Source organism: Pseudomonas sp. Os17 (assembly GCF_001547895.1).
GTDB lineage: Bacteria > Pseudomonadota > Gammaproteobacteria > Pseudomonadales > Pseudomonadaceae > Aquipseudomonas.
In genome coordinates this window covers 4,446,255-4,472,218 of record NZ_AP014627.1, presented here as the reverse complement: position 1 = coordinate 4,472,218, position 25,964 = coordinate 4,446,255, and the positions used below count along the sequence as shown (strand labels likewise).

General features: G+C 63.8%; 27 protein-coding genes. 19 read left to right on the top strand and 8 right to left on the bottom strand.

What is annotated here, in order from left to right:
• Positions 1 to 154 precede the first annotated feature (154 nt).
• A complete protein-coding gene (locus tag POS17_RS19605) occupies positions 155 to 904 on the top strand; it encodes an SDR family oxidoreductase (RefSeq protein ID WP_060840112.1) in 750 nt (249 codons plus the stop codon).
• 12 nt (positions 905 to 916) lie between these two features.
• On the opposite strand, the gene POS17_RS19600 is transcribed toward POS17_RS19605, so the two are convergent.
• The 4 genes from POS17_RS19600 to POS17_RS19585 form a co-directional block, all read right to left on the bottom strand.
• Complete coding sequence (locus tag POS17_RS19600; RefSeq protein WP_060840111.1) at positions 917 to 1,621, bottom strand: YoaK family protein; 705 nt, start codon at positions 1,619 to 1,621, stop codon at positions 917 to 919.
• 48 nt (positions 1,622 to 1,669) lie between these two features.
• Positions 1,670 to 1,999 (bottom strand): DUF6388 family protein, encoded by a 330-nt coding sequence (locus tag POS17_RS19595; protein WP_060840110.1) that lies wholly within the window; start codon positions 1,997 to 1,999, stop codon positions 1,670 to 1,672.
• 36 nt (positions 2,000 to 2,035) lie between these two features.
• Positions 2,036 to 2,536, bottom strand: a complete 501-nt coding sequence (locus POS17_RS19590) for an RDD family protein (protein ID WP_060840109.1) — start codon at positions 2,534 to 2,536, stop codon at positions 2,036 to 2,038.
• Between the two features lie 102 nt (positions 2,537 to 2,638).
• On the bottom strand, positions 2,639 to 3,547 hold the full coding sequence (locus POS17_RS19585) for a LysR family transcriptional regulator (RefSeq protein ID WP_060840108.1): 909 nt from the start codon (positions 3,545 to 3,547) through the stop codon (positions 2,639 to 2,641).
• Positions 3,548 to 3,672: 125 nt separating this feature from the next.
• Here POS17_RS19585 and POS17_RS19580 point away from each other — a divergent pair, with 125 nt between their 5' ends.
• The 8 genes from POS17_RS19580 to POS17_RS19545 all read left to right on the top strand — a co-directional run bounded on the left by POS17_RS19580 (position 3,673) and on the right by POS17_RS19545 (position 11,910).
• Complete coding sequence (locus POS17_RS19580) at positions 3,673 to 4,821, top strand: muconate cycloisomerase family protein (protein ID WP_162492851.1); 1,149 nt, start codon at positions 3,673 to 3,675, stop codon at positions 4,819 to 4,821.
• Between the two features lie 10 nt (positions 4,822 to 4,831).
• Positions 4,832 to 5,122, top strand: coding sequence for a muconolactone Delta-isomerase (catC, locus tag POS17_RS19575; protein ID WP_016966965.1), 291 nt, complete (start codon positions 4,832 to 4,834; stop codon positions 5,120 to 5,122).
• 51 nt (positions 5,123 to 5,173) lie between these two features.
• A complete protein-coding gene (catA, locus tag POS17_RS19570; RefSeq protein ID WP_060840106.1) occupies positions 5,174 to 6,103 on the top strand; it encodes a catechol 1,2-dioxygenase in 930 nt (309 codons plus the stop codon).
• Between the two features lie 136 nt (positions 6,104 to 6,239).
• Positions 6,240 to 7,196 (top strand): AraC family transcriptional regulator, encoded by a 957-nt coding sequence (locus tag POS17_RS19565; protein WP_060840105.1) that lies wholly within the window; start codon positions 6,240 to 6,242, stop codon positions 7,194 to 7,196.
• A gap of 486 nt (positions 7,197 to 7,682) precedes the next feature.
• A complete protein-coding gene (benA, locus tag POS17_RS19560) occupies positions 7,683 to 9,047 on the top strand; it encodes a benzoate 1,2-dioxygenase large subunit (RefSeq protein ID WP_060840104.1) in 1,365 nt (454 codons plus the stop codon).
• The gene (gene benB, locus POS17_RS19555) at positions 9,044 to 9,532 is read left to right on the top strand and encodes a benzoate 1,2-dioxygenase small subunit (RefSeq protein ID WP_060840103.1); all 489 of its coding nucleotides are present in this window, start codon (positions 9,044 to 9,046) and stop codon (positions 9,530 to 9,532) included. Before benA ends, benB begins: the two co-directional genes overlap by 4 nt.
• A gap of 10 nt (positions 9,533 to 9,542) precedes the next feature.
• Positions 9,543 to 10,556, top strand: coding sequence for a benzoate 1,2-dioxygenase electron transfer component BenC (gene benC, locus POS17_RS19550; RefSeq protein ID WP_060840102.1), 1,014 nt, complete (start codon positions 9,543 to 9,545; stop codon positions 10,554 to 10,556).
• Positions 10,557 to 11,136: 580 nt separating this feature from the next.
• Positions 11,137 to 11,910 carry a 1,6-dihydroxycyclohexa-2,4-diene-1-carboxylate dehydrogenase gene (locus POS17_RS19545; RefSeq protein ID WP_060840101.1) on the top strand — a complete coding sequence of 258 codons (774 nt, stop codon included), beginning with the start codon at positions 11,137 to 11,139 and terminating at the stop codon, positions 11,908 to 11,910.
• A gap of 34 nt (positions 11,911 to 11,944) precedes the next feature.
• Here POS17_RS19545 and POS17_RS19540 read toward each other — a convergent pair whose 3' ends face one another.
• The gene (locus tag POS17_RS19540) at positions 11,945 to 13,327 is read right to left on the bottom strand and encodes an aminotransferase-like domain-containing protein (protein ID WP_060840100.1); all 1,383 of its coding nucleotides are present in this window, start codon (positions 13,325 to 13,327) and stop codon (positions 11,945 to 11,947) included.
• 513 nt (positions 13,328 to 13,840) lie between these two features.
• Between POS17_RS19540 and POS17_RS19535 the strand changes: the two genes are divergently transcribed.
• The 3 genes from POS17_RS19535 to POS17_RS19525 are packed head-to-tail and all read left to right on the top strand — an operon-like array spanning position 13,841 to position 16,361.
• On the top strand, positions 13,841 to 14,773 hold the full coding sequence (locus tag POS17_RS19535; RefSeq protein ID WP_231978974.1) for a TauD/TfdA family dioxygenase: 933 nt from the start codon (positions 13,841 to 13,843) through the stop codon (positions 14,771 to 14,773).
• A gap of 27 nt (positions 14,774 to 14,800) precedes the next feature.
• On the top strand, positions 14,801 to 15,586 hold the full coding sequence (locus POS17_RS19530; RefSeq protein ID WP_047305291.1) for a sulfite exporter TauE/SafE family protein: 786 nt from the start codon (positions 14,801 to 14,803) through the stop codon (positions 15,584 to 15,586).
• Between the two features lie 22 nt (positions 15,587 to 15,608).
• Entirely contained in the window at positions 15,609 to 16,361 is a 753-nt protein-coding gene (locus tag POS17_RS19525; RefSeq protein ID WP_060840098.1) for an SDR family NAD(P)-dependent oxidoreductase, read from the top strand.
• Positions 16,362 to 16,541: 180 nt separating this feature from the next.
• Here the strand turns inward: POS17_RS19525 and POS17_RS19520 are convergent, their stop codons facing one another.
• The 3 genes from POS17_RS19520 to POS17_RS19510 all read right to left on the bottom strand — a co-directional run bounded on the left by POS17_RS19520 (position 16,542) and on the right by POS17_RS19510 (position 19,309).
• Positions 16,542 to 17,084, bottom strand: coding sequence for a hypothetical protein (locus tag POS17_RS19520; RefSeq protein WP_060840097.1), 543 nt, complete (start codon positions 17,082 to 17,084; stop codon positions 16,542 to 16,544).
• 183 nt (positions 17,085 to 17,267) lie between these two features.
• Positions 17,268 to 18,650 carry an ATP-binding protein gene (locus POS17_RS19515; RefSeq protein ID WP_060840096.1) on the bottom strand — a complete coding sequence of 461 codons (1,383 nt, stop codon included), beginning with the start codon at positions 18,648 to 18,650 and terminating at the stop codon, positions 17,268 to 17,270.
• A complete protein-coding gene (locus POS17_RS19510; protein WP_060840095.1) occupies positions 18,647 to 19,309 on the bottom strand; it encodes a response regulator in 663 nt (220 codons plus the stop codon). Before POS17_RS19510 ends, POS17_RS19515 begins: the two co-directional genes overlap by 4 nt.
• Positions 19,310 to 19,479: 170 nt before the next feature.
• On the opposite strand from POS17_RS19510, the gene POS17_RS19505 reads away from it, so the two are divergent.
• The 7 genes from POS17_RS19505 (at position 19,480) to POS17_RS19475 (ending at position 25,882) form a co-directional block, all read left to right on the top strand.
• Positions 19,480 to 19,746 (top strand): PepSY domain-containing protein, encoded by a 267-nt coding sequence (locus tag POS17_RS19505; RefSeq protein ID WP_060840094.1) that lies wholly within the window; start codon positions 19,480 to 19,482, stop codon positions 19,744 to 19,746.
• Positions 19,746 to 20,291, top strand: coding sequence for a cytochrome b/b6 domain-containing protein (locus POS17_RS19500; protein ID WP_060840093.1), 546 nt, complete (start codon positions 19,746 to 19,748; stop codon positions 20,289 to 20,291). The genes POS17_RS19505 and POS17_RS19500 overlap by 1 nt, the downstream gene beginning before the upstream one ends.
• A 43-nt stretch (positions 20,292 to 20,334) precedes the next feature.
• A complete protein-coding gene (locus POS17_RS19495; RefSeq protein WP_060840092.1) occupies positions 20,335 to 21,630 on the top strand; it encodes a sialidase family protein in 1,296 nt (431 codons plus the stop codon).
• Entirely contained in the window at positions 21,630 to 22,241 is a 612-nt protein-coding gene (locus tag POS17_RS19490; RefSeq protein WP_060840091.1) for a hypothetical protein, read from the top strand. The genes POS17_RS19495 and POS17_RS19490 overlap by 1 nt, the downstream gene beginning before the upstream one ends.
• A gap of 49 nt (positions 22,242 to 22,290) precedes the next feature.
• Entirely contained in the window at positions 22,291 to 24,324 is a 2,034-nt protein-coding gene (locus POS17_RS19485; protein WP_060840090.1) for an LTA synthase family protein, read from the top strand.
• Positions 24,325 to 24,542: 218 nt separating this feature from the next.
• Positions 24,543 to 24,902: a nucleotide pyrophosphohydrolase gene (locus tag POS17_RS19480; RefSeq protein ID WP_060841984.1), complete on the top strand. Its 360-nt coding sequence runs from the start codon at positions 24,543 to 24,545 to the stop codon at positions 24,900 to 24,902.
• Entirely contained in the window at positions 24,899 to 25,882 is a 984-nt protein-coding gene (locus POS17_RS19475; RefSeq protein WP_060840089.1) for a hypothetical protein, read from the top strand. Before POS17_RS19480 ends, POS17_RS19475 begins: the two co-directional genes overlap by 4 nt.
• Positions 25,883 to 25,964: the final 82 nt, after the last annotated feature.

Below are 25,964 nucleotides of genomic sequence, written 5' to 3'. Positions count from 1 at the left end.
TAAAGCTTTCTCCGTGGATCGGCTAAACCCCTTTCGCCCCGAAGGCTCAGGCGTGGCAAGCCCGGGACATATCGGGTAAAGCTTTGCCTGGCCCCAAACCCAGGGGCGAGGGATAGACTCCCGCCTTCAATCAACCTGGGACAAGGAGCAAGGGATGATGGAGTTGAATTCGGCGGTGGTGGTGGTCACCGGTGCCGGTCGTGGTCTGGGCGCGGCGCTGGCCATCAGCCTGGCGGACCTGGGCTGCAAATTGATTCTCTGTGGGCGCAACGCCGAGGCCCTGGCGCAAGTGAGCGCGGCGATCGAGACGCGCACCGGCCAGGCCGCCGATTGCGTGGTGGTGGATCTGGCCAGCAGCGAGAGCGTCAAGGCGGCGCTGGCGGAGATTCATGTGCGTCAGCCTCGGGTGGACATCCTGATCAACAACGGCGCCATGTGGCTGGAGGCCAGCGAGCAGCCCCACAGCGCGGCCGAGGTCACCGGAGTGATCGATGCGGCCTTGACGGGCACCTTCCTCCTGACCCAGGGCCTGATGCCGGCGCTCAAGGCCTCGCAGCGCCCGGACATCGTCACCATCGGCTCCATCAGCGGCCTGCCCAATGCACCGCTGCACAGCGTGTCGCTGCCGTTCTACGCGGCCAAGCACGGGCAACTGGCCCTGGCCGACGGTCTGCGCCAGGTGCTCAAGGGCACGCCGGTGCGCTCGCTTTGCGTGCATCCGCCGTATCTGGAAGACATCTCGCCGCTGGACCCGGCCTGGCAGCAGGTTCCGGCACGACAGAAGGGCGAGCAGGGCACCAACCGCGACGTGGTGGAATCGGTGGTCTTCGCCCTGACTCGACCACGGCACATCAGCCTGTCGTCGATCGTCATCGATACCGACAGCGGCGGTCTGTTCGACTGACGGCGGCGCAGTTCAGCGGGTCTTGTAGCCCAGTTGCCAGCGGCGCGGAATCTTCAGTGACGCGATGCCCAGCAGGGCGGCAAGCAACCCGCTGACATACAGCGCCTGGAGCCCCAGGTGCTGTTCCAGCAAGGCCCCCAGCACCGCTCCGGCGAACATCCCGCTCCACGGCACCAGCTGTACCCGCCAGCCGTTGCGCCGTTCGCCGAGCACCCAGCGCCCCAGCCCGCGGCCAAAGCGCGACAGGGCCCCGGTGACGTAGGTCAGGCCGATGGGCAGGCCGTTCACTTCCTCCACCGCCGCATTGAGCATGCCCATGGCGATGATGGCCGCCAGCAGGGCCGGCAATTGCTGCTCGAAAGGCCAGGCGGCGGAGGCGCAGAGCAACGCGCCAATGCTCAGCAGCAAGGGCAGGGCGCGGTGTCCGGCCAGGCGGCTGACCACCACGCCCAGGGCGTTGCCGACGACAAAGGTCGCCACCAGCAGCATCAGGCGCAGCACCAGGGCCGGTTCGCCATCGCTGATGGCCACCGCCATGCGCGTGGTGTTGCCGCTCATGAAGGAGACGAAATCGCCAGTGGCCATGAAGCCGATGGCGTCCGTCATCCCGGCCAGCACGGACAGGCAGGCCACCAGCCCGAGGCCAACCCGCCCGCGCCATTTCTGCGTGTGCTGCAGGGCGGCGCTGGCCGCTTGTGTGGAAGTCGAAGGCAACATCGTCGGTTCTCCTGAACAGGGACTGCGGGGGACGCGTGCGGGTCAAGGCTATGGGGCGAGAGGATGCAGGGCGCAATACTCATCCCACGGCATGCCGGCCATTTCCGCCACCTCCTTGTGCACTTCAAGGCGCTGGGCGTGGAATTCCTCCGGGCTGGCGGCGGTCAGTTGCAGGCTCAACTCCCAGGCGAACAGCCCCAGGCGCTCGGCTTCGGCTTCAAAGGCTTCATGCAGGCGTTCGTTGCGGTACTGCTCGGGCGTCTCGCCCTTGACCTGGGCCTCCAGCGGATTGAGCTTGTCCAGGGCTTCGCGCAGTTCGGGGCGGGCGGCGAGAAATCTTTCCAAGGCTATTTCGTGGTGCAGGGCATCGGCGGGCATCGGGGCTCCTTGAGGGGAACGGGCAGTCTTCAGGCATCAAGCCCGGGACAGAGGGTGTGCTGGCATTTCACTGCGTATCTGCTGCAGATCCTTGTGCGGGATCACGTAGGTGCGGGCGAGCATATCGCCTATTCGCTGGCAGCGGCTTGATTCCACGCAGGCCATCAGCGGGACAAAGGCGAACGCGGCCTCCAGATAGCGGGTGGCGCTTCTGATCAGTACCTGGATCAGCGTCGGCGGCGTCCCGGCGGCGTTGATCACCACCAGGCCCAGGGCGCACTTGCCGGGCGTGCGGCCCTTGAAGAAATACTCCCAGGCCACGAAGTACAAGGGCCAGACCAGCATGAACAGCATTGAGTGCAGGTAGGGCTCCAGCCCCGTCTGTTGCGCGAGGTCGAGCAAGCGTCTGACCGGCTGCCACGCCAGCACCCCGTGCAGGCTCAGCGACAGGAGCACATACACCGCCAGCGCCAGCACCTGGTCGAGCATGAAGGCGGCGGCGCGGCGCAGGATCAGTCGGGTTCTTGAGACTTCCATGGTCGATTCCAGAGTTTTTTCCATCATGTCGGGCGCAGTGTAATCCCCGCAGGGCGGGGAGTAGCAGTGGTTTTGGCGGGGGCCTACTGCACCCGCACCGAGTCAGCTGACCACGGGCTGTTCGCGACCGATCTCGCTGCGCAACTGGGCAATCAGGTGCAGGCAATGGGTGAGCCCCGGCGACGGCTCGCCGACCCGGCGGCTGAGGATGATCGGCGAGGTGGCAGCGGTTTCCAGTAGGGGGCAAAAACCGATGTCGTCGCGGTGCAGCACCTGCACCGAGGCCGGCACCAGGGTGACGCCGATGCCGGCGCCCACCAGGCCGATGGCGGTCTGCAATTCGTTGGTCCACTGGGCGATCTTCAGGTTCAGGCCACGGGCATTGAACAGTGCGATCACATGGTCGGCGTAGCTCGGCCGCGGGTTGGCCGGGTACAGCACGAAGGGTTCTTTGGCCAGTTGCTCAAGCGTCAGTGCCTGCCCCAGCAGCGGATGACCGGCGGGCAGGGCGACCACCAGCCGGTCCTCGGTCAGCACCCTCTGCACGATGGCCGGGTCGTCGATGTGAATCCGCCCGAAGCCGATATCGATGCGTCCCGCCTTCAAGGCTTCCACCTGTTGCAGGGTGGTCATTTCCGACAGGCCCAGCTCCAGCTCCAGGGTTTCGTTGCTGCGCAGGCGGCGGATCAGTTGCGGCAGCACGCCGTACAAGGTTGAAGGGGCAAAGCCGATGCCCAGCCAGGTCTTGTGCCCCAGGCCGATGCGCCGGGTGTTGTCGCAGACCTTGCCCAACTGCTCCAGCACCCGGTTGGAATGCTCATAGAAAAACCGCCCGGCGGCGGTCAGGCGCAGCGGCCGGCCACGCTCCAGCAACAGCACCCCCAACTCGTCTTCCAGTTGCTGGATCTGCCGGCTCAAGGGCGGTTGGGCAATGTGCAGGCGCTCGGCGGCGCGGGTGAAGTTGAGGGTTTCCCCCAGCACCTGGAAGTAGCGCAGATGACGCAGTTCCATGACAGCTCTCCAGTGGTGATATGCATACCTTAAAGGTATCAAGCCAGACCAATTCTATATTGGAACCCCGGAAAAAGCCGGGACAGAATCGAGCGCAGAACTTCAAGAACCTCACGGGTATGGACATGCACGCTTCTGCCATTGAATCGATCGAAACGATCATCGTCGATCTGCCGACCATTCGCCCCCACAAGCTGGCCATGCACACCATGCAGAACCAGACCCTGGTGCTGATCCGCCTGCGTTGCGCCGACGGCATCGAAGGTCTGGGGGAATCCACCACCATCGGCGGCCTGGCCTATGGCAACGAAAGCCCGGACAGCATCAAGACCAACATCGACCGCTTCTTCACCCCGTTGCTGCTCGGCCAGGACGCCAGCAACATCAACGCTGCCATGCTGCGCCTGGAGCAGAGCATCCGCGGCAACACCTTCGCCAAGTCCGGGATCGAAAGCGCCTTGCTCGATGCCCAGGGCAAGCGCCTCGGGCTGCCGGTCAGCGAACTGTTGGGCGGCCGGGTGCGCGATGCGCTGCCCGTGGCCTGGACCCTGGCCAGCGGCGACACCGCCAAGGACATCGCCGAAGCCGAGAAGATGCTCGACCTGCGCCGCCACCGCATCTTCAAGCTGAAGATCGGTGCCGGTGAAGTGGACCGCGACCTGGCCCATGTGATCGCCATCAAGAAGGCCCTGGGCGACCGCGCCAGCGTGCGGGTCGACGTCAACCAGGCCTGGGACGAAGCCGTGGCCCTGCGTGCCTGCCGCATCCTCGGCAGCAACGGCATCGACCTGATCGAGCAACCGATTTCGCGTAACAACCGCGCCGGCATGGTGCGCCTGAATGCCAGCAGCCCGGCGCCGATCATGGCCGACGAATCCATCGAATGCGTGGAAGACGCCTTCAACCTGGCCCGCGAAGGGGCGGCCTCGGTGTTCGCCCTGAAGATCGCCAAGAACGGCGGACCCCGCGCCACCCTGCGCACCGCGGCGATTGCCGAGGCAGCGGGCATCGGCCTGTACGGCGGCACCATGCTCGAAGGCGGCATCGGCACCCTGGCCTCGGCCCACGCCTTCCTGACCCTGAACAAACTGAGCTGGGACACCGAGCTGTTCGGCCCGCTGCTGCTGACCGAGGACATCCTCGCCGAGGCGCCGGTGTACCGGGATTTCCACCTGCATGTCTCACGGGCGCCGGGCCTCGGCCTGAGCCTGGACGAAGAGCGCCTGGCGTTCTTCCGTCGCGACAAAACCACCCCCGTGCTGCATCACACCTGAGGAGGGCTGCATGCTATTCCACGTGAAAATGACCGTGAACCTGCCGGTCGACATGAACCCCGAGCGCGCCGCGCAACTGAAGGCCGAGGAAAAGGCCCTGGCCCAGCGCCTGCAGGCCGAAGGCAAGTGGCGCCACCTGTGGCGCATTGCCGGGCTGTACGCCAACTACAGCGTGTTCGACGTCGACAGTGTGCAGGAACTGCACGACACCCTGATGCAATTGCCGTTGTACCCGTACATGGCCATCGAAGTTAACGCCCTGTGCAGGCATCCTTCGTCCATTCATGAGGATGACCGCTGAGTTCGCATCAGCCCGTTCACCACTCTAATAAATACAAGATGAGGATTAATCATGAACGTCAGAATTTCCCAGACTGCCAGCGCCCAACGTTTTCTTGAAGAAGCCAGCGGCCAGTTCACCGAAGGCGGCAACCCCCGGGCCAAGGCCATCGTCTACCGCATCCTGCGGGACACCGTGAACATCATCGAAGACCTGAACGTCACCCCGGAAGAATTCTGGAAAGCCGTCAACTACCTCAATGTGCTCGGTGCCCGCCAGGAAGCCGGCCTGCTGGCCGCGGGCCTGGGCCTGGAGCACTACCTGGACCTGCTGATGGACGCTGCCGACGAACAGGCCGGCAAGACCGGCGGCACCCCTCGCACCATCGAAGGCCCGCTGTACGTGGCCGGCGCGCCCCTGAGCCAGGGCGAGGCGCGCCTGGACGACGGCCTCGACCCGGGCGTGGTGCTGTTCATGCAAGGGCAGGTGACCAACACCGCCGGCCAGCCCCTGGCCGGGGCTGTCGTCGATGTCTGGCACGCCAACACCGGCGGCACCTATTCCTACTTCGACGGCAGCCAATCGGAGTTCAACCTGCGCCGGCGCATCGTCACCGACGCCGAGGGCCGCTACCGTTTTCGCAGCATCGTGCCGTCCGGCTACGGCTGCCCGCCGGAAGGCCCGACCCAGCAATTGCTGGATCAACTGGGGCGTCACGGCCAGCGCCCGGCGCACATCCACTTCTTCATCTCCGCCGATGACCATCGCCACCTGACCACCCAGATCAACCTGGACGGCGACCCCTACCTGCACGACGACTTCGCCTACGCCACCCGCGACGAGCTGATCGCCAAGATCACCTTCAGCGAGGACCAGGCCCGGGCCAAGGAGTTGGGCGTGAGCGGCCGCTTCGCGGAAATTCACTTCGACTTCACCCTGCAGTCCTCGGCCCAGCCGCAAGAACAGCAGCGCCACGAACGGGTGCGTGCCCTGGAGGACTGAAGCGCCGACCCTGCTTGACCCGGCCACGGCGCACCGACCCAGGTGCCCGTGGCTTTTGCCGTTATGCCTGGCCTGACGAGACTGCGTTGCGTGCCTGAAACGCAGACCTGATAAGCACCATCAGAGTGACCCGATCATGCAAATGCATCTGTTGAGTGAACGCAGCCGCGTGTTTGTTCAAGCCGATCCCCATGCCGTGTCCGGTTACGTCAATCAGCACGTGGGCAGCCACTGCATCCGCCTGCCCCGGGCGGGCCATCCCCAGGCCAGCCTCAATCATCGGGCCCTGGCCAGCCTGGACCTGTGCAGCCTCAGCTATGGCGGCAGCGTGCGCGTCACCTCGCCGGCGCTGGAAAGCATCTACCACCTGCAGGTGCTGCTGCGTGGCCACTGCCTGTGGCGCAGCCGCGACCAGGAACACTGCTTCGCCCCGGGGGAACTGCTGCTGATCAACCCCGACGACCCTGTGGACCTGACCTATTCCGACGACTGCGAAAAATTCATCATCAAGATTCCCACGCCCCTGCTGGAAGCCGCCTGCCAGGAACAGCGCTGGCAGTACCCGGGGCAGGGCGTGCGCTTTCTGCGCCAGCGTTACCAACTGCAGGAACTGGAAGGCTTCGTGCCCCTGCTGAGCCTGTTGTGCCAGGAGTCCGAAGCCCTGGAGGCCATGCCCAAGGTGCAGGAGCACTACGCGCACATCCTGGTGAGCAAACTGCTGGGCCTGATGCAGACCAATGTCCAGCGCGGCACCCTGAGTGCCTCGGCGGCGACCTTCGAACGCATTGCCGACTACATCGAGCGCAACCTCAAGCGCGACATCGGTTGCGAAGAGCTGGCGCAACAGGCGTGCATGAGCCTGCGTTCGCTGTACGCGCTGTTTGAACGCAACGTCCGCACCACGCCGAAGCACTACATCCGCCAGCAGAAACTGCAACGGGTGCACGCCTGCCTCAGCGACCCGCACAGCCCGGTGCGCAACGTCACCGAACTGGCCCTGGACTTCGGCTTTTCCCACCTGGGCCGCTTCGCCCAGAGCTACCGCCAGCAATACGGTGAACGGCCGTCCGACACCCTCAAGCGTCGCCACTGACTGGCCCTTCCGACCTGTGCCTGGCGATCGCCAGTCGAGCCTTTAGCGGCCTTGAGATCCTTGCGTCCCTTCGGGCCGTTCGCAGCCTGCGGCAGCGGCTACACCCCTGTAGCCGCTGCCGAGCGTGCGAGGCTGCGAAAAGGTCCGCAGGACCTTGCCTGGCGATCGCCAGTCGAACCTTTAGCGGCCTTGGAATCCTTGCGTCCCTTCGGGCCGTTCGCAGCCTGCGACAGCGGCTACACCCCTGTAGCCGCTGCCGAGCGTGCGAGGCTGCGAAAAGGTCCGCAGGACCTTGCCTGGCGATCGCCAGCCGAACCTTTAGCGGCCTTGAGATCCTTGCGTCCCTTCGGGCCGTTCGCAGCCTACGGCAGCGGCTACAAGGCAATCTGCAGAAAACGGATACAGGTCTGCACGCATCGGCTATTGCCCCGCCAACCCCCGTCCTAGCATGGCCCTGCCTGAATAAAAACAATGGAGGCGGCGGCCATGTCCCTGCGACCCGAATACCTGCATTCCCTGCTTGAAGAAGACCCCGACCAGGGCGTCTACCGCTGCAAGCGGGAGATGTTCACCGACCCCCGGTTGTTCGACCTGGAGATGCAGCACATCTTCGAAGGCAACTGGCTGTACCTGGCCCACGACAGCCAGATCCCCAACCCCAACGACTACTACAGCACCACCATGGGCCGGCAGCCGGTGTTCATTGCGCGCAACAAGAACGGCGAACTCAATGCCTTCATCAACGCCTGCAGCCATCGCGGCGCCATGCTCTGCCGGCACAAGACCGGCAACAAGGCGTCCTTCACCTGCCCGTTCCACGGCTGGACCTTCAACAACACCGGCAAGCTGCTCAAGGTCAAGGACCCGGCCGCCGCCGGCTACCCGGCCAGCTTCAACTGCGACGGCTCCCACGACCTGACCCGCGTCGCGCGCTTCGAGTCCTATCGCGGCTTCCTGTTCGGCAGCCTCAACCCCGACGTGCTGCCCCTGGTGGAGCACCTGGGGGAGTCGGCGAAGATCATCGACATGATCGTCGACCAGTCCGCCGACGGCCTGGAAGTGCTGCGCGGCTCCTCCAGCTACATCTACGAAGGCAACTGGAAGCTCACCGCCGAGAACGGCGCCGACGGCTACCACGTCAGCTCGGTGCACTGGAACTACGCCGCCACCCAGAACCAGCGCAAGCAGCGCGAAGCCGGGGAAGACATCCGCACCATGAGCGCCGGCACCTGGGCCAAGCAGGGCGGCGGTTTCTACTCCTTCGACAAGGGCCACATGCTGCTCTGGACCCGCTGGTCCAACCCCGAGGACCGCCCGTTGTACGAACGCCGCGACGAGCTGGCCCGGGACTTCGGCCAGGCCCGGGCCGACTGGATGATCGAGAACTCGCGCAACCTGTGCCTGTACCCCAACGTCTACCTGATGGACCAGTTCAGCTCGCAGATCCGCATCGCCCGGCCGATCTCGGTGGACCGCACCGAAATCACCATCTACTGCATCGCGCCCAAGGGCGAGAGCGACGAAGCCCGGGCCCGGCGCATCCGCCAGTACGAAGATTTCTTCAACGTCAGCGGCATGGCCACCCCGGACGACCTGGAGGAGTTCCGTTCCTGCCAGCTCGGCTACCAGGGCAGCAGCACGGCCTGGAACGACATGTCCCGCGGTGCCGAGCACTGGGTCCAGGGAGCGGACGACGCAGCGAAAGAAATTGACCTGCAGCCGATCCTCAGCGGCGTGCGCACCGAGGACGAAGGCCTGTTCGTGATGCAGCACAAGTACTGGCAGCAAACCCTGCTGGCGGCCCTGGAGCGTGAAGCCTCACGGCAGATCGCGGTGGAGGCCGTGCAATGACTGTTTCCTACGACACCGTGCGCGATTTCCTGTACCGCGAAGCCCGCTACCTGGACGACAAGGACTGGGACAACTGGCTGGAACTCTACGCCCCGGACGCGACCTTCTGGATGCCGTCCTGGGACGACAGCGACCAGCTGACCGAAGACCCGCAGCGGGAAATCTCGCTGATCTGGTATGGCAACCGCAGCGGCCTGGAAGACCGGGTGTTCCGCATCAAGACCGAGCGCTCCAGCGCCAGCATTCCCGACACCCGCACCTCCCATAACCTGAGCAATATCGAGCTGCTGGAGCAGGGCGACGGCCTGTGCAAGCTGCGCTTCAACTGGCACACCCTGAGCTTTCGCTACAAGACCGTGGACAGTTACTTCGGCTGCAGCTTCTACACCCTCGACCTGCGTGGCGAAAACCCGTTGATCCTGGCCAAGAAAGTCATCCTGAAGAACGACTACGTTCGCCAGGTCGTCGATATCTACCACCTCTGAGGCGACTGCCATGAGCCATCAAATCGCACTCAATTTCGAAGACGGCGTGACCCGCTTCGTCAACGCCAATCCGGGCGAAACCGTGGCCGACGCCGCCTACCGCCAAGGCATCAACATTCCCCTGGACTGCCGCGACGGTGCGTGCGGCACCTGCAAGTGCCTGGCCGAGGCCGGGCGCTACGAGTTGGGCGAGGACTACATCGAAGACGCCCTGAGCGCCGATGAGGCCGAGCAGGGTTTTGTCCTCACCTGCCAGATGCGCGCCTTGAGCGATTGCGTGGTGCGGGTGCCGGCTTCGTCCCAGGTCTGCCGCGCCGGGCAGGGCAGTTTCCAGGCCAGCATCAGTGCCGTGCGCCAGCTGTCCGCCAGCACCATTGCCCTGTCGATCAAGGGCGAGGCCCTGAGCCAGCTGGCGTTCCTGCCGGGGCAATACGTCAACCTCGGAGTGCCCGGCAGCGAACAGACCCGGGCCTATTCCTTCAGCTCCTTGCAGCGCGACGGCGAGGTCAGCTTCCTGATCCGCAATGTGCCCGGCGGCCTGATGAGCAGCTTCCTCACCGGTCTCGCCAAAGCCGGCGACAGCATGACCCTGGCCGGGCCCCTGGGCAGCTTCTACCTGCGGGATATTCGCCGGCCCTTGCTGTTGCTGGCCGGCGGCACCGGGCTGGCGCCGTTCACCGCCATGCTGGAGAAAATCGCCGAGCAGGGCAGTGAGCATCCGCTGCATTTGATCTACGGCGTGACCAACGATTTCGACCTGGTGGAGCTGGAGCGCCTGGAAGACTTTGCCGCGCGCATCCCGCAGTTCAGCTTCAGCGCCTGCGTGGCCAACCCCGAGAGCCATTACCCGCGCAAGGGCTACGTGACCCAGCACATCGAGCCGGTGCATCTCAACCAGGGCGATGTGGACGTGTACCTGTGCGGGCCGCCGCCGATGGTCGAGGCGGTGAGCCAGTTCATCCGCGAGCAGGGCATTGCCCCGGCAAATTTCTACTACGAGAAGTTCGCCGCCAGCGCCGCCTGAAGGGCATTGCACTCTTGTGTAGGAGCTGGTTTGCCAGCGAAGGCGTCCAGCAGGGCGCTGCAAGGCTCAAAGGCCCTTTCGCCGGCAAGCCGGCTCCTACGAAGTCCCACACGGCAAGCCTGGCCTTGTAGGAGCTGGCTTGCCAGCGAAGGCGTCCAGCAGAGCGCTGCAAGGCTCAAGGGCCCTTTCGCCGGCAAGCCGGCTCCTACGAAGTTCCACACGGCAAGCCTGGTCTTGTAGGAGCTGGCTTGCCAGCGAAGACGTCCTTCAGGGCGCTGCTAGGCTCAAGGGCCCTTTCGTCGGCAAGCCGGCTCCTACGAAGTCCTACGCGGCAAGCCCGGCCTTGTAGGAGCTGGCTTGCCAGCGAAGGCGTCCAGCAGGGCGCTGCTAGGCTCAAGGGCCCTTTCGCCGGCAAGCCGGCTCCTACGAAGTCCCACGCGGCAAGCCTGGTCTTGTAGGAGCTGGCTTGCCAGCGAAGGCGTCCAGCAGGGCGCTGCTAGGCTCAAGGGCCTTTTCGCCGGCAAGCCGGCGCCTACGTCGGGTGGTGTTCTCCCTATCTTTTTGCATTCACGAGGTTTCCATGAACCGTTTCCACAAGCAAGTCGCCCTGGTCACCGGCGCCGCCCAAGGCATCGGCCGTCGCGTTGCCGAACGCCTGGCCGAAGAGGGCGCCCGCGTGGTGCTGGTGGACCGCTCCGAGCTGGTCTTCGAACTGGCCGCTGAGCTGAGCTCCCGCTACCCGGTCCTGGCCCTGACCGCCGACCTGGAGCAGTACAGCGAATGCAGTCGGATCATGGCGGCGGGCATCGCCCACTTCGGCCGCCTGGACATCCTCATCAACAACGTCGGCGGCACCATCTGGGCCAAGCCCTTTGAACACTACGAACCCGCGCAGATCGAAGCCGAAGTGCGTCGCTCGCTGTTCCCGACCTTGTGGTGCTGCCACGCCGCCTTGCCGCAGATGCTGGAGCAGGGCAGTGGCGCCATCGTCAACGTCTCGTCCATCGCCACTCGCAGCCTCAACCGCGTGCCCTACGGCGCGGCCAAGGGCGGGATCAACGCGCTGACCGCCTGCCTGGCTTTCGAAACCGCCGGCCGCGGCGTGCGGGTCAACGCCACCGCCCCGGGTGGCACCGAAGCCCCGCCGCGGCGCATCCCGCGCAACAGCGCCGAGCCGAGCGCCGAGGAGCAGGCCTGGTATCAGCAGATCGTCGACCAGACCCTGGACAGCAGCCTGATGAAACGCTACGGCAACATGGACGAGCAGGCCGCGGCGATCCTGTTCCTCGCCTCCGACGAAGCTTCCTACATCACCGGCACGGTGCTGCCGGTGGGCGGCGGCGACCAGGGCTGAAGCCCGGCGGCCGCAGGCTGAGCTCCTGAACCCGTCAGTAGAACAGCCGCGGCTCGGGTGAGGCGAGCAGGCTGGCCAGCTTGGTCAGGGCAAAGCTCAGTTCGGCGCGGCTCGGCGACATCAAGGCAATGCGCACGCCGCGGCTGGCCGTGGTGCGCTGAGCCAGGAACTGGCTGCCGCTGACCACGGTGACCCCCTGGGCGCGGGCCAGGTTGGCAAACTCATCGCAGTTCCAGGGCTCGGGCAATACCAGCCAGATGTGAAAGCTGTTGGGCTGGCTGCTGATCTGATAGTTGCCAAGAATCTCCCGCGCCATTTGCTGGCGCACCGCCGCCTCTTGCTGCTGGACCTTGATCAACTGCTCGCCGGTGCCGCTGTTGATCAGGTTGCTGGCCAGTTGCGCCATCATCGGCGAGGGCATCCATACACTGCTGCGGACCATGGACGACAGGCGCGAGAGGGTTTCGGGCGGGGCGTACAGGTAACCGATGCGCAGGGCCGGCAGGATGCTTTTCGACAGGCTGGTCAGGTAGATCGAACGCTCGGGGGCGTAGGCCGAGATCGGCTTGTGCATCGTGTGGGTTTCCAGAAAACCATAGATGTCATCGTCGATGATGAACACATCATATTCGCGGGCGATCTGGGCGATGGCTTCGCGGCGCTCCGGCGGCATGATCGAGTTGGTCGGGTTCTGGTGAGTGGTCACGCACACCAGCAGGGCCGGACGGTGTTCCTGGCACGCGGCGCGGAAGGCCTCGGGCACCAGCCCGTATTCATCGATCTGCACGCCCATCAGGCGCCTGTCCAGGCTGTGGGCCAGGGAGATGATCCCGGGGTAGCAATGCTCTTCGCAGAGAATCAGGTCGTTGGTGTTGGACAGGCTGTTGATGGCCACCAGCAGGCCGTGCTGTGCGCCGCTGGTGAGCACGATCTGCTGCCAGCGCGCCTCGGGCAGGCTGCGCTGCACCCAGCGGGCGCCGGCCTGCTTGTGCACGGCGTGCCCGCCATCGGTGGCGTAGTCCAGAACCCGGTTCAGGTCGGTCGACTGTGCCAGCTCGCCAATGGAATCGCGCAGCCACATCCCGACGTTGGCGTCATTGGGCTTGATGATCGACAGATCGATCTGCGCGCTGTGGCTATCGGCGACGGTTTGTGCTGCGGCAGGTGCCGTCCTGGTCTTGGCCGGCAGGACAAAGGTCCCGCGTCCGACTTCCCCCACCACCAGCCCGCGCTTGGCCGCTTCGTCATAGGCACGACCCACGGTGCCGGGCGTGACTTTCAAGGCCTCGGCCAGCTCCTTGAGGGTGGGCAGCCGATCTTCAGGGCTCAGGCGCCCGGAGCGAATGTCTTGCTCCAGGGCGTCGGCAATCATTAGGTAAACCGGCTGCGCGTGGCCGCTGTATTGAGGAACCCACATAGGTAAAGCACCAGAGTCTGCACAAGCACGCAAGCCTAACATGAACCTGTGAAGGGGCGTAATCCTGTGGTAATCGAGGATATTGCACCTAATTGATGCGATTTAATTCTTTAGAGTAACCCAGTTTTTTCGTCGGTTTTGTCGCGCTGAAATTTTCTTTCACGAGAAATTTCAATAAATTCAATGACTTTAAAGCCGTGTACGCGGGCTGTAGCGCCGATCGGCAGAAATAAATTGAATCGAGTCTATTTGTGTAATTACAATGATTACGTCGATGTTGTTTCGAGATGTTATCGAGGCATTGGCGGGTTTGTCCCGGCATTACACGGGTGTCGTGTGAGCTGAATCACAAAAATACAACAGGTTGTGCCGCCTCCCGGGTCAGGCGCAACGCGCATCGAACTATGGAATTCAACTGAAATGGAAAGCGCACAGCACAAGCAGGCAGTCGAGGCCGTGGCAACGTTGGAAATCCGCTTGCCGTGGGTTATTTCCAGCGCATGGCAAACCGTCTTGAGTCAGACGCCTCTGGAATTCGAGGCCACCAAAGACATTTACTTTCAGCTCAAGGAACAGGCCCAGGATGTACTGGGGGCCGCCCTGACCCGACAGATCCGGGCATTTGTCGAAGACCCCGACATCACCTCGATGGTGATTCGCAACTGCCCGCGAGACCGGGACATTCCGCCGACGCCTTACTCCGGCGTGTTGAGCCCCAAGAGCACCCCCATCGCCTGCCTGGTCAGCCTTTCGCTGCAAAGCCTGCTGGGTATCCATCCGGTGGTCTATGAAGGGGAGAATGACGGGCGCCTGTTTCGCCATGTGATTCCTTCACGCACTTCTTCCAGTCAGAAAAGCTCGCACGGTTCGCGCCTGCGCTTCTCCTACCACGTCGACAACCCGGACTTGCCGCTGTCCTCCGAAGCGCTCGGCGAGCTTTCCTGCTGCCCGGAATACCTGTCGTTCTTCGGCATGCGTTGCGATCCACGGATCAACACCACGCTGGTCAATCTGGACGACGTGATCGAGCAACTGCCGGCGGCCACCGTGCGCGAACTGAGCCTGCCGCAGTTCGAAGTGCGCCGCCCGGACTCGTTCGCCAGCCAACGCCGTTCAACGCCCAACCTGGCGGTGTTGGTGCGCGGCGCGGCCAACGAGTGGCTGTGCCGTTTCGACAGTGAAAACACCTACGGCATGAACGCCACCGCCGAGCTGGCGCTCAATGCCCTGCGCACGCTGCTGGAAACCCGTCGCTTCGATGAACCGCACCTGCTGCTGCCCGGGGATTTCATGATCTTCAAGAACCAGCGAGTGCTTCACGCTCGGGACGGTTTCGAGCCGCAAAACGACGGCGCCGACCGCTGGCTGTTGCGCGTGTTTGCGGTCAATGACCTGAACCGCGTGCGCTTTGCGCGAGCCGACCATCTGTATGAAGTCCTTTGCTGATTCTTTTTTTCTTCGTGGGGTAACGCTATGGAACTGTTAGGAGCCTATTGGGCTGAACACTGGGTATTGGCGATTCTGCTGCTGGGCGCCATTGCTTTCGTCGCCGGCTTTGTCGACAGCATTGCCGGCGGGGGCGGGCTGTTCCTGGTACCGGGATTCTTGCTGGTGGGCCTGCCGCCGCAGGTGGCGCTGGGCCAGGAAAAGCTGGTCAGCACCCTGGGCACCCTGGCGGCGATCAGAAACTTTCTGGTCAACAGCAAGATGGTCTGGAAAGTGGCGCTGGTCGGCGTGCCGTTTTCCCTGCTCGGTGCCTACCTGGGGGCGCACCTGATTGTGTCGATCTCGCAGGAAACCGTGGGCAAGATCATCCTGGCGTTGATCCCCTTCGGCATCCTGATTTTCCTCACCCCCAAGGACCGGCCCGTGCAGGAGCACGTGCTGTCCGATGCCATGCTGTTTACCGTGGTGCCCCTGACCTGCCTGGTCATCGGCTTCTATGACGGCTTCTTCGGCCCGGGCACCGGCAGCATGTTCATCATCGCCTTTCACTACCTGCTGAAAATGGACCTGGTCTCCAGCTCGGCCAACTCCAAGACCTTCAACTTCGCGTCCAACATCGGCGCCCTGGTGGCGTTCATCATGGCCGGCAAGGTGATCTACCTGCTGGCCCTGCCATTGGTGGCCTGCAACATTTTGGGCAACCACCTGGGCAGTGCCCTGGCCATTCGCAAGGGCAACGACGTGGTGCGCAAGGTGCTGGTGCTCTCGATGATGTGTCTGTTCGCCAGCCTCGGCGTGAAATACCTGGCCTGATCGCCAGACAAAGGAGAAACCCATGAAAACCGCATTTGTGACCGGCGCCTCGGCCGGCTTTGGCCAAGCGATCTGTCGCCGACTGATCGCCGAAGGCTATCGCGTGATCGGTGGCGCGCGGCGCATGGACAAGCTTCAGCGCCTGGAGCAGGAGCTGGGTGAGAACTTCATCGCCCTGGAGCTGGATGTCACCGACAAGACCTCCCTGGAACGGGCGGTGGAACAGATCCATGAGGCGTCCCTGGCCATTGATCTGCTGGTCAACAACGCCGGGCTGGCGCTGGGCATCGAACGTGCCCAGCAAAGCAGCGCGCAAAACTGGGAGCGCATGATCGCCACCAACATCACCGGCCTGGCGCTGATTACCCAGCGCGTCCTGCCCCGCATGGTCGAGGCCAACAGCGGGCTGATCATCAACATCGGCTCGATTGCCGGCACCTATCCCTATCCGGGCGGCAACGTCTATGGCGCCAGCAAGGCCTTCGTCAAACAGTTCAGCCTGAACCTGCGCGCGGACCTGGCCGGCACCCGGGTGCGGGTAACCAACATCGAACCGGGCCTGTGTTCCGGCACCGACTTCTCGGTGGTGCGGCTTAACGGCGACATGGAAGCGGTGCACGCCTTGTACAAGGATGTTGAAGCCATCCGCCCCGAGGACATCGCCAACACCGTGTGCTGGATCGCCCAGCAGCCGGAGCATCTGAACATCAACTCCATCGAAATCATGCCCGTGGCGCAGAGCAGCGCGGCGTTGAATGTCGTGCGCAACCTTTGAGGGCAGGGGGACGCTGCTGAGTGCGGCGCTCACGCAACCCTGTAGCCGCTGCCGCAGGCTGCGCACGGGCGCAAAGCGCTCGCTAAACCAGACGCTGCGATACCCCGGTGAGACTTCACCGGGCCGGTTTCTGATGGCTGGGCAATCCTCCGCCCTTAGCGGCGACCGTCTCCGTCGCCGCTAAGGGTTTACAGGCATGGGGTAGGGCAAGTCGATTGGCGGGGCGTCCGGCAACTGCCGCGAGGATTTGCCCATCAGATAGCCGATGATCTGCGGCGCAGTCATGTCCACCTGCAACATGTCCGGCTCGCCAAACCACTCGTTGGGCCAGAAGATCAGGTCCGAGGCATTGGCCTCGGGGAAGTTGGTTTCCAGCAGGCTCAAGGCGTAGTCCATATCAGACTCCGTGCCCTCGCATTGACAGATGAAACCCGCCAGGGCACACGCTTCGTCGAAGCTCAGGTCGTCAACGTAGCGCTCTTGATGAAAGGCAGTGCGCAGAAAGTTCTCCGCGCTGGTATGGCTGTGCATCACGAGAAACTCGTGGAACTCGAAAGGCCGGCCGGCGTGGCTGTTCCACTGCTGGATCAGCGCACTGATCTCGGGGCTTTCCCGGCCCTGGTTGTCCCAGATCCGGTCGAGGATCTGCTCCAGCAGGTCCTTCATCAACGCATTTGTTTTCGGCGTCGGTGGTGTTGGTTTCAGCCGTTCCGGCATGGCCATGGGTATCTCCCTGATTGTCATTGCATGTGGCTGGAGAGGGGGGCGCGAGATCGCCTTCGCTGGCAAGCCCGCTCTTACGAGGGATGGTGCCTGCCTGTGTAGGAGCTGGCTTGCCAGCGAAGACGCCCGCCAGACCACCCCCATTCCCGAGCGGCGCACAGAATAGTCCCTCTGCGCCGCCGACTAAAGCACCGGCCCCAGCCGCAACAACGCACACAACCCGCCCTCAGGCCGATTGCGCAATTCCAGACGGCCACCGATCTTGCTGACGATCATCTGCACAATCGCCAGCCCCAGCCCAGCGCCATGGGCGTTGCCCTGGCTGTAGAAACGCTCCAGCAAACGTCCGCGATCCTTTTCGTCGATACCCGGTCCTGCGTCTTCCACGCACAGGTGCATCGCGCCATCGGCCTGGGGCCGCAGGCCGACCCGCACTTCGCTGCCCGCCGGGGCGAAGTTCAGGGCGTTGGTCACCAGGTTCTGCAGGGCAATGGCCAGGGCCACCGGGTCGGTGTCGATCTGCCAGCCTTCTTCGCCTTCCAGCACCAGTTCGACCTCTTTCTCCAGGGCCAAAGGCGTCAGTTCCGCCAGCTCTTCGCGCACCAGGGCGCTGAGATCGACCCGGCTCAGGCGCGGGCTGTTCAGCTGTGGCTCGATGCGCGCCATGGTCAGCAACTGGCTGGCGATACGGGTGGCGCGGTCGACGCCGTTGACCAGAAAGTCCAGGGCCTCCCGGCGCTGTTCCGGGGTGCCGGCGCTCTGGGCGTTCTGCGCATGAATCCGCAGGATCGCCAGGGGCGTGCGCAGTTCATGGGCGGCGTCGGCGATAAAGCGCCGCTCGCGTTCCAGCAGGCTGTCGATCTGGGCCAACAACTGGTTGAGGGCGGTCTGCATCGGTTCCAGGTCCTGGGGCAGGGGCTTGAGCCCGAGCGGCTGCAAGGTGTCGCTGCTGCGCCCGCGAATGGCCCGGGCCATGGCCCGCAGCGGCGCCAGGCCCCAGCCGATGGTCAGCCAGATCAGCAGCGCCAGCAGCGGCACGCCGATCAGGGTCGGCCACAGGGTATGGCGCACGATGCGCTGGATCAGGTCCTGGCGAATGTCATCCCGTTCGCCGACCCAGATCAGCAGGCCTTGCTGCGGGTCGGCCAAGAGAAAGGCGCACCAGTCCTTGCCGTTTTCCAGGATGTCGTGGGCCCCCAGGGTGGTGGGCGGCGCGTCCAGCAGCGGGGCCTCGGCGGAGCGCATCAGCAACTGGCCGTCGTCGCGCCACACCTGGAAGGTCAGGCGGGTTTCATAGGGGTGGGCGGCGCCGTCCACGCCGACCCGGCTCATGGCCTGGTCGAAGGCCTGGTGCAGGCGTTCCCAGTCCGCCGCGTCCGTCTGTTGAGCCGGGTCGCGCTGGCGCAGCACCCCTTGCAGCAGCCGCGCGCTCTGGGCCAGCTGGGCGTCGTAGACCTCTTCGATTTCATGGTGGCTGTCGCGCAGCACCAGCCAGCTGATCAGCAAATCCCCCAGCAGCACCAGGACCAGGACCGGCAGCAGAATCCGCGTGCGCACCGAGTTCATGGCTTGAGCTCCAGCACATAACCGACGCCGCGCACGGTGCGGATCAGCTCGCTGCAGAGCTTCTTGCGCAGGTTGTGGATCAGCACTTCCAGGGTGTTGCTCTCGACCCGGTCCTGCCAGCCGTACAGCGCCCGGGACAGGCGTTCGCGGGTCACCACTTTGCCCGGGCGCACCATCAGCTGATGCAGCAACTGGTATTCCATGGGGGTGAGCACCACCTCGGCGTCCTGGTAGTGCACCTGCTGGTTGGCCGGATCGAGGCAGATACCGGCGTGCTCCAGCAGCGGCTGGGCACGACCCTGGCTGCGGCGCAGCAGGGCGCGGACCCGGGCCTTGAATTCCTCGACATCGAAGGGCTTGACCAGGTAGTCGTCGGCCCCGGCATCCAGCCCGGCGATGCGCTCGGCGGTGCCGTCGCGGGCGGTGAGAATCAGCACCGGCAGGTCCTGGCGGGCGGCGCGCAATTGCTGGAGCAATTCCAGGCCGTCGAGCCGCGGCAGGCCCAGGTCCAGCAGCAACAGGTCGAAGCTTTCCGTGCGCAGGGCATGCAGGGCGCTGGCGCCATCCTGCAGCCAGTCCAGGGTGTAGCCTTCGGCGCTCAGGGCCACGCGGATGCCCTGGCCGAGGGCACGATCATCTTCGACAAGCAGCAGGCGCATGGGGTGTTCTCGGTTGGGCGGGGGGCAGGGAAGGGGCGCATGATGACGCCGGCCAGGGGCTGCCGGCAGGGGTTTTAGGCGGGGAAAATGTTACCGCGCGTTGCCAACTAAGCTTTCACTAAGCTTGGTTTTGCACAGTGCAATCTCCCCCCTTACCGGAGCGTTTCTCTATGCGCAAAGTCCTGCTGCTGTCCCTGGTTCTCGCCAGCCCCCTGGCCATCGCCGGCCCGCAATGCACCACCGCCGAACGCTCGCAATGGCAAGACCCGCAAGCCTTCCAGGACCAGCTCAAGGCCCAGGGCTACCAGATCAGCAAGTTCAAGGTCACCGACGGCAACTGCTACGAGATCTACGGCTTCGACAAGGACCAGCGCAAGGTCGAGATCTACCACGACCCGGTGACCGGCAAGGCAGTGAAGACCGAGATCAAAGGCTGATGCCGCACGCGTCCCTGCGGCTGTGGGACCCGCTGGTGCGACTGTTTCACCTGTCCATCGCCGGGGTCTTTATCGGCAACTACTTCTTCAATGAAGCCGGTGACGACTGGCACGTCTGGCTGGGTTACTACGCCATGGCCTGGCTGCTGTTGCGCACGCTGTGGGGATTTGTCGGGCCGCGCAGTGCGCGCTGGTCCGACTTCTGGCCGACCCGGGCCCGGCTGGCGCGGCACCTGCGCTCGCTGTGGGCCGGGCGCCCCGAGCACCGCCTGGGGCATTCACCCCTCGGGGCTTTGGTGATGCTGCTGATGCTGCTGGCCCTGGTGCTGATCGGCGTCAGCGGTTTCTTGATGGAGGAGGTCGATGCCCTGTGGGGCGCCGACTGGCCGCTGCAAGTGCACGAAACCAGCGCCGATGTGCTGCTGGGCCTGGTGCTGCTGCATGTGTGCGCGGCGATTTTTGAAAGCTTCCAAGTGCGCGACAACCTGCCGTTGTCGATGCTCACCGGCCGCCGCCGACCCTTGCCGGGTCCTGAGCGGCGCTGACGTTTTCCCTTGTTCCCAACCGGCACTTGCCACGGGCTCCTTTATGCGTGCGCTGTCCTTTCGCCTGAGCTTCATCTGCAGCAGTCTGCTCTTGGCCGCCGTCTTTATCGCCGCCTGGCGCAGCCATCCGCCTCATCAACTGGCGCCGTTTGCCCAGGCTGCGGTCAGCAGTGATACGGCTACGACCGACAGTACGCCGCAATACAACAGCCGCTTCGTCTCCTCGGACCTGGATGACTTCGTGCATTCGTCCTCGGTGACCGCCTTGCCCGGCGGCGACCTGATGGCGGTGTGGTTCGCCGGCTCCCGAGAGGGCGCCGCCGATGTGCAAGTGCGCAGCGCACGCTTTGACGCCAAGACTGGCGAGTGGGGCGCCGAGCAGGTGCTGGCCACCCGCGAATCGACCCGTGACGGCACCGGGCGCTACATCCGCAAGCTCGGCAACCCGGTGATCGCCCTGGGCCCGGACCAGCGCCTGTGGATGTTCTACGTTTCGGTGTCGGTGGGCGGTTGGGCCACCAGCGCCATCAACCTGATGGTCTCCGACGACCTGGGGCGCAGCTGGTCGGCGCCGCGGCAGTTGGTGACCTCGCCGTTCTTCAACATCAGCACCCTGGTGCGCGCCGCGCCGGTGTTCCATGCCGACGGCGCCATCGGCCTGCCGGTGTACCACGAGTTCATGGGCAAGTTCGCCGAGTACCTGTACCTGAGCGCCGACGGCGCGGTGATCGACAAATTCCGCATCAGCCGCGGCAAGCACTCCCTGCAACCGACCATCGTGCCCCTGGACGAACGCCGCGCCGTGGCCATGCTGCGCTACGCCGGCGACACCCACCACAAGGTCCTGGCCAGCCGCACCGAAGACGCCGGGCAGACCTGGAGCGAGCCGTATCCGCTGCAACCGTCCAACCCCAATTCGTCGCTGGCGGCGGTGGGCACCGACGACCAGGGCCTGCTGGTGGCCCTCAACGACCTGCAGGACGGGCGCTTCAGACTCAGCCTGTACGGCACCGACGCCGGCCTCAGCCAATGGCGCCCCCTGGTGGAACTGGACCAGTCCCCCGACCCTTTGGGCCAGCCGTTTTCCCACGAGGCCTACAAGGACATCATCGGTGAAGGCTTCCGCGCTTCCAGCGGTGCCCGGCGCCAGCCCCTGGAACAGCGCTTCTTGAGCAACCTCGACTACCGGGTGTGCAAGCCCCAGGGCTGCGACTTCGAGTACGAGTACCCCTACTTCAGTCGCGGGTCGGACGGCCTGTACCACCTGGTCTATTCCTGGAACAACACCTTTATCAAGCACGTCAGCTTCAACGCGGCGTGGCTGGCGGAGCGCCTGTGATGCTGTCCCTATGGCAAGCCCACCTGAGTTTTATCCTCCTGGGCTTTGTGCTGCTTGGCAGCCTGCGCCTGACCGCGCCCTGGCGCCCCTGGCTGCTGCCCGTGCTGGCCCTGGTCAGCTTCATCCCGCTGAACCAGCTGCCGCTGGCGGCCTATGTGCGCAGCTTCACCGATGATCTGGCCATCAGCACCCTGGTGCTGCTGGGCTGGGTCAGCCTGCGGCACTTGGGGGTGATTGCGCCCTTGCCAGCCAAACACCGGGTGCAGGTCCTGCTGCTGTTTATCGGCCTGACCCTGAGCCTGTACCCCGCGACCCTGGGCCTGACCTATTTCGACCCCTACCGCTGGGGCTACAACCCACGGCCGATGATCGTGCTGATGGGCCTGGCGGCGCTGGTGCTGCTGTGGCAGCGCAACCTGCTGGGGGTGCTGATGCTGGCGGCCGGGACCCTGGCCTTCGCCCTGCGTCTCAAGCCTTCGGAAAACTACTGGGACTACCTGCTGGACCCGCTGCTGGCGGGCTACTGCCTGATCGCCGGCAGCGGCGGGCTGCTGCTGTGGCTGTGGCGCCGCGTCAACCAGCGCAGCCGCGGGCAGCCCCTTGCCGGGTAAACCAACCGGTCGCGCCGCGGCCTTCGACAACACCACACAGAGGTCAATGATGGGCGGGTTGCAATCACGCCGCCTGCGCTACGGCGTGGGCGCAATCGGGCTGGTATTCGGCTTGCTGGCACTGCTGCGGCTGCTGTTCGCCGTGGGGTTTTCCGGGGTGGACCTGAGCGCCGCCGACCAGCGCGAGGCCATCCTCCAGACCCTCGGTATCGGCCTGCGCTTCGACCTGCGCCTGACCCTGCTGCTACTGCTACCCCTGGCCCTGCTGGCCTGGCTGCCGCGCTGGAACCTGCTGCGCCTGCCGGCCCTGCGCTGGCTGGCCCGGGCCTATCTGCTGCTGGTGCTGGGTGGGGTAGGGCTGCTGTACATCATCGACTTCGGCCACTACGCCTACCTCGGCGTGCGCATCAACGCCACCGTGCTGCGCTACCTGGACGACGCACAGATCTCCCGGCAAATGCTCTGGGAAAGCTACCCGGTGCTGTGGATCGTCCTCGCCTGGGGCAGCGCCCTGAGCCTGTGCTGCTACGCCTTGCTGCGCCTGGAACGCCTGACCCTCGACCGCCCGGCGCAACCCCTGGGCCGCTGGTCCCTGGCCAGCGTCAGTGCCCTGGGCATTGCCGCCGTGTTCCTCGGCCTGCTGGGCCGGGTGGAAAACCTCAACCTGGAAAACCCCGTGCCCCTGCGCTGGAGCGACGCCTATTTCTCCGGCAACAGCCAGATCGCCGCTCTGGGCCTGAACCCCGTGCTGTTCTTCTACGACACCCTCAAGGCCGGCCAAGCCCAGTACGACGAAGCCCAGGTGCGCCAACACTACCCGGCCTTGGCCCGCTACCTCGGCGTCGACCACCCGGACCCACAGCGCCTGAACTTCACCCGCCAACAAGGCGTACAGCCGTACCGCATCGACCGCCCCCGGCCGCCCAACGTCATCTTCGTCATGCTCGAATCCCTCGGCACCAGCGCCGTGGGCGCCTACGGCAACCCGCTCAACCCCACCCCCAACCTCGACCGCCTGGCCAGCCAGAGCTGGTTCTTCAAACACTTCTACGTCCCGGTCACCGGCACCGCCAAGACCGTGTGGGCCAGCATCACCGGCGTGCCCGACGTCACCCGCCAAGAGACCGCCACCCGCCAGCCGCTGATCACCCGCCAACACAGCCTGATCAACGCCTTCAGCGACTACCACAAGCTCTACCTGATCGGCGGCAACGCCGGCTGGGCCAACATCAACGGCCTGATCCGCCAGAGCATCGACAACGTGCGCCTGTACGACGAACGCCACTGGCAATCGCCCCTGGTGGACGTCTGGGGCATCTCCGACCTCGACCTGTTCAAGGAAAGCGACCGCCTGCTGCGCGCCATCCCCCAGGACCAACCCTTCTTCGCCTACCTGCAAACCTCCGGCAACCACCGCCCGTTTACCATTCCCAAGGACAACGATGGCTTCCAAGCCCAGGACCTGCCCCTGGAACAAGTCCAGGCCGCCGGTTCCCGGAGCCTTGCGCAATACAATGCCGTGCGCCTCCTGGACTTCAACATCGGCCGCTTGATGGAGATCGCCAAAGCGGGGGGCTACTACGACAACACGATTTTCGTGTTCTTCGGCGACCACAACACCCGCATCAGCCAGATCCCCCACATGGCCCCCGCGTTTGAACAGCTGGGGCTGGAAAGCAACAACGTACCGCTGCTGATCCATGCACCGGGGATGTTGCAGCCCAGAGTGATCGAAGAAGCCGTCGGCCTCGCCGACCTGCTGCCCACCGTGGCTGGCATGGCAGGGATGCCGTTCACCAATGGCGCCATGGGGCGGGACATTCAACAGCCCGCACCGGAAGGGGAGCGGGTGGTGCCGCTGGTATTGAGGGAAGGGACCTTTCCGGTGATTGGCGGCGTGACCAAGGACTTTTTGTTGCAGATGCAGCACGACGGCAGTGGCGCGACCTTGCATGACCTAGCGTCGAACACACCGCGAGAGGATGTGGCACAGGAGCATCCGCAGGAGTTTGAACGGTTGCTGGAGTTGACCCGGGGGATGCATGAGGGGGCGCGGTTGATGTTGTACCGCAACGTTCGCTGACACCGCACGGCCATCGGTTGACGCCAGCCCGTGTAGGAGCTGGCTTGCCAGCGAAGGCGGCTGCCTAAGCTCTATCGATCTCAAAAAAAGAACGTCCAAAGCAGCCATGACATTAGTAGCGGTCCCTACAAGGGGGCCGTCACTGACCGAATATGGACAGGAAAATCCTTACAAGCTACCGTCACACTTCCTACAGCTATACACGCGATTTTCCTCTCATGGACGTCTTGAAATCTCTGCAGACGGAACTAGCCACCTTCGCTGCTGAACGTGACTGGGACCAATTCCACACTCCCAAGAACCTGGCCATGGCCTTGTCCGGTGAAGCCGGAGAACTCCTTGAGCGTTTCCAGTGGCTGACTCCCGAGCAAAGCGAGTTCAACGCCCTATCGAGCGAAGCTTTGCAGGCTATCGAAGAAGAAATGGCCGATGTGCTGTTGTATCTGGTACGGCTCGCTGATCGACTCAATGTCGATCTTGGAGCCATTGCGCAGGCGAAGTTGCAGCTCAACGCAGAGAAGTACCCAGTAGCAGAGGCCAAGGGGAACGCCGTCAAATATTCGAGGAGGGGCGAATGACGGCTCGAGTGATTTACCAGCCCTGCTCGGATGATGTCGCACGCAAGAACCTGCAGACCACGATCCTTAACCCTGTGCTGTTCAGCGAAATTGCAGATTTACTTGAGCCTGAACTGCAAGCTGAACTCCTCGCAGCCTTCCCGGATGGCAAATTGTTTATCTGGGGACTTGCTTCGCCTCGAACCAGAAATACCTGGCTCGCCGCAGAGCCAGGAGACACGGTGATCTTCAATACCAAGACGGTCATTACTGTTAGTGCCTGCTTTACCCATCGAACTCACAACCGCGATCTGGCGTTGAAGCTCTGGGGCTGGGCGGATAAAGAAAATGAAAGCACCTGGGAGAATATCTACTTCGTCACCGACGTACGCCACCAGGCTATCCGTTTCAAAGCTATTCAGGCGCATATCAACAGTCGACATGACAGGTCTTTCTATCGTTACGATGCCGCTCAAAGCGCCGCGATCCTGGAGCGCTTTCCCAGTCTCGATCACGACTATGCCGATAACGAAGTGAGCCTTGAAGAGGCGCAAAAGGATATCGAGGATCAATCAACAGACGGAATGGCCAACAGACCTACGCGTCTTGAGCACAAATACATCGTTCGCCACTTATTCCAGGGCAAACTCACTGGCCGTTGCTGTATTTGCCTTAATGAGTATCCCCGCCATCTACTAGTTGCCGCACATATTAAAAAACGCTCCGTCTGCAGTCAGAAGGAAAAGCTTGATATCAAGAATATTGCTGTTCCTATGTGCCGACTCGGTTGCGATCCATTGTTCGAGCATGGTTATCTCTCCGTCAAGGACGGCAAGGTGATCAAGCACCCTTCTCGGGAGATGACTGCTGCAACGGCGAGTTATGTGGAAAGTGTGGTTGGAAGAGAGGTGAAAGAGTGGGCGACGAAGAGCCAGAAGTATTTTGATTGGCATCTTAATACTCATGGGTTTGAGCCAGGGAAGTTAGTAGGGTTAGACTGAATAGGTGTAAAGGTTTACATTTTATATTTCGGGGGGGCTTTAGTTTGGTCTTTCATATCTTTTGCCAAGTAGATGTTTTTAG

Coding starts and splice junctions, on each gene's coding strand:
- POS17_RS19505 (WP_060840094.1), top strand. CDS start 19,480: ATGCGCAAAGTCCTGCTGCTGTCCCTGGTTCTCGCCAGCCCCCTGGCC.
- POS17_RS19590 (WP_060840109.1), bottom strand. CDS start 2,536: ATGGAAGTCTCAAGAACCCGACTGATCCTGCGCCGCGCCGCCGCCTTC.
- catA (WP_060840106.1), top strand. CDS start 5,174: ATGAACGTCAGAATTTCCCAGACTGCCAGCGCCCAACGTTTTCTTGAA.
- POS17_RS19585 (WP_060840108.1), bottom strand. CDS start 3,547: ATGGAACTGCGTCATCTGCGCTACTTCCAGGTGCTGGGGGAAACCCTC.
- POS17_RS19545 (WP_060840101.1), top strand. CDS start 11,137: ATGAACCGTTTCCACAAGCAAGTCGCCCTGGTCACCGGCGCCGCCCAA.
- POS17_RS19480 (WP_060841984.1), top strand. CDS start 24,543: ATGGACGTCTTGAAATCTCTGCAGACGGAACTAGCCACCTTCGCTGCT.
- POS17_RS19485 (WP_060840090.1), top strand. CDS start 22,291: ATGGGCGGGTTGCAATCACGCCGCCTGCGCTACGGCGTGGGCGCAATC.
- POS17_RS19495 (WP_060840092.1), top strand. CDS start 20,335: ATGCGTGCGCTGTCCTTTCGCCTGAGCTTCATCTGCAGCAGTCTGCTC.
- POS17_RS19515 (WP_060840096.1), bottom strand. CDS start 18,650: ATGAACTCGGTGCGCACGCGGATTCTGCTGCCGGTCCTGGTCCTGGTG.
- POS17_RS19540 (WP_060840100.1), bottom strand. CDS start 13,327: ATGTGGGTTCCTCAATACAGCGGCCACGCGCAGCCGGTTTACCTAATG.
- POS17_RS19595 (WP_060840110.1), bottom strand. CDS start 1,999: ATGCCCGCCGATGCCCTGCACCACGAAATAGCCTTGGAAAGATTTCTC.
- POS17_RS19525 (WP_060840098.1), top strand. CDS start 15,609: ATGAAAACCGCATTTGTGACCGGCGCCTCGGCCGGCTTTGGCCAAGCG.
- POS17_RS19475 (WP_060840089.1), top strand. CDS start 24,899: ATGACGGCTCGAGTGATTTACCAGCCCTGCTCGGATGATGTCGCACGC.
- catC (WP_016966965.1), top strand. CDS start 4,832: ATGCTATTCCACGTGAAAATGACCGTGAACCTGCCGGTCGACATGAAC.
- benB (WP_060840103.1), top strand. CDS start 9,044: ATGACTGTTTCCTACGACACCGTGCGCGATTTCCTGTACCGCGAAGCC.
- POS17_RS19530 (WP_047305291.1), top strand. CDS start 14,801: ATGGAACTGTTAGGAGCCTATTGGGCTGAACACTGGGTATTGGCGATT.
- POS17_RS19500 (WP_060840093.1), top strand. CDS start 19,746: ATGCCGCACGCGTCCCTGCGGCTGTGGGACCCGCTGGTGCGACTGTTT.
- benC (WP_060840102.1), top strand. CDS start 9,543: ATGAGCCATCAAATCGCACTCAATTTCGAAGACGGCGTGACCCGCTTC.
- POS17_RS19580 (WP_162492851.1), top strand. CDS start 3,673: ATGCACGCTTCTGCCATTGAATCGATCGAAACGATCATCGTCGATCTG.
- POS17_RS19600 (WP_060840111.1), bottom strand. CDS start 1,621: ATGTTGCCTTCGACTTCCACACAAGCGGCCAGCGCCGCCCTGCAGCAC.
- POS17_RS19520 (WP_060840097.1), bottom strand. CDS start 17,084: ATGGCCATGCCGGAACGGCTGAAACCAACACCACCGACGCCGAAAACA.
- POS17_RS19605 (WP_060840112.1), top strand. CDS start 155: ATGATGGAGTTGAATTCGGCGGTGGTGGTGGTCACCGGTGCCGGTCGT.
- benA (WP_060840104.1), top strand. CDS start 7,683: ATGTCCCTGCGACCCGAATACCTGCATTCCCTGCTTGAAGAAGACCCC.
- POS17_RS19510 (WP_060840095.1), bottom strand. CDS start 19,309: ATGCGCCTGCTGCTTGTCGAAGATGATCGTGCCCTCGGCCAGGGCATC.
- POS17_RS19565 (WP_060840105.1), top strand. CDS start 6,240: ATGCAAATGCATCTGTTGAGTGAACGCAGCCGCGTGTTTGTTCAAGCC.
- POS17_RS19490 (WP_060840091.1), top strand. CDS start 21,630: ATGCTGTCCCTATGGCAAGCCCACCTGAGTTTTATCCTCCTGGGCTTT.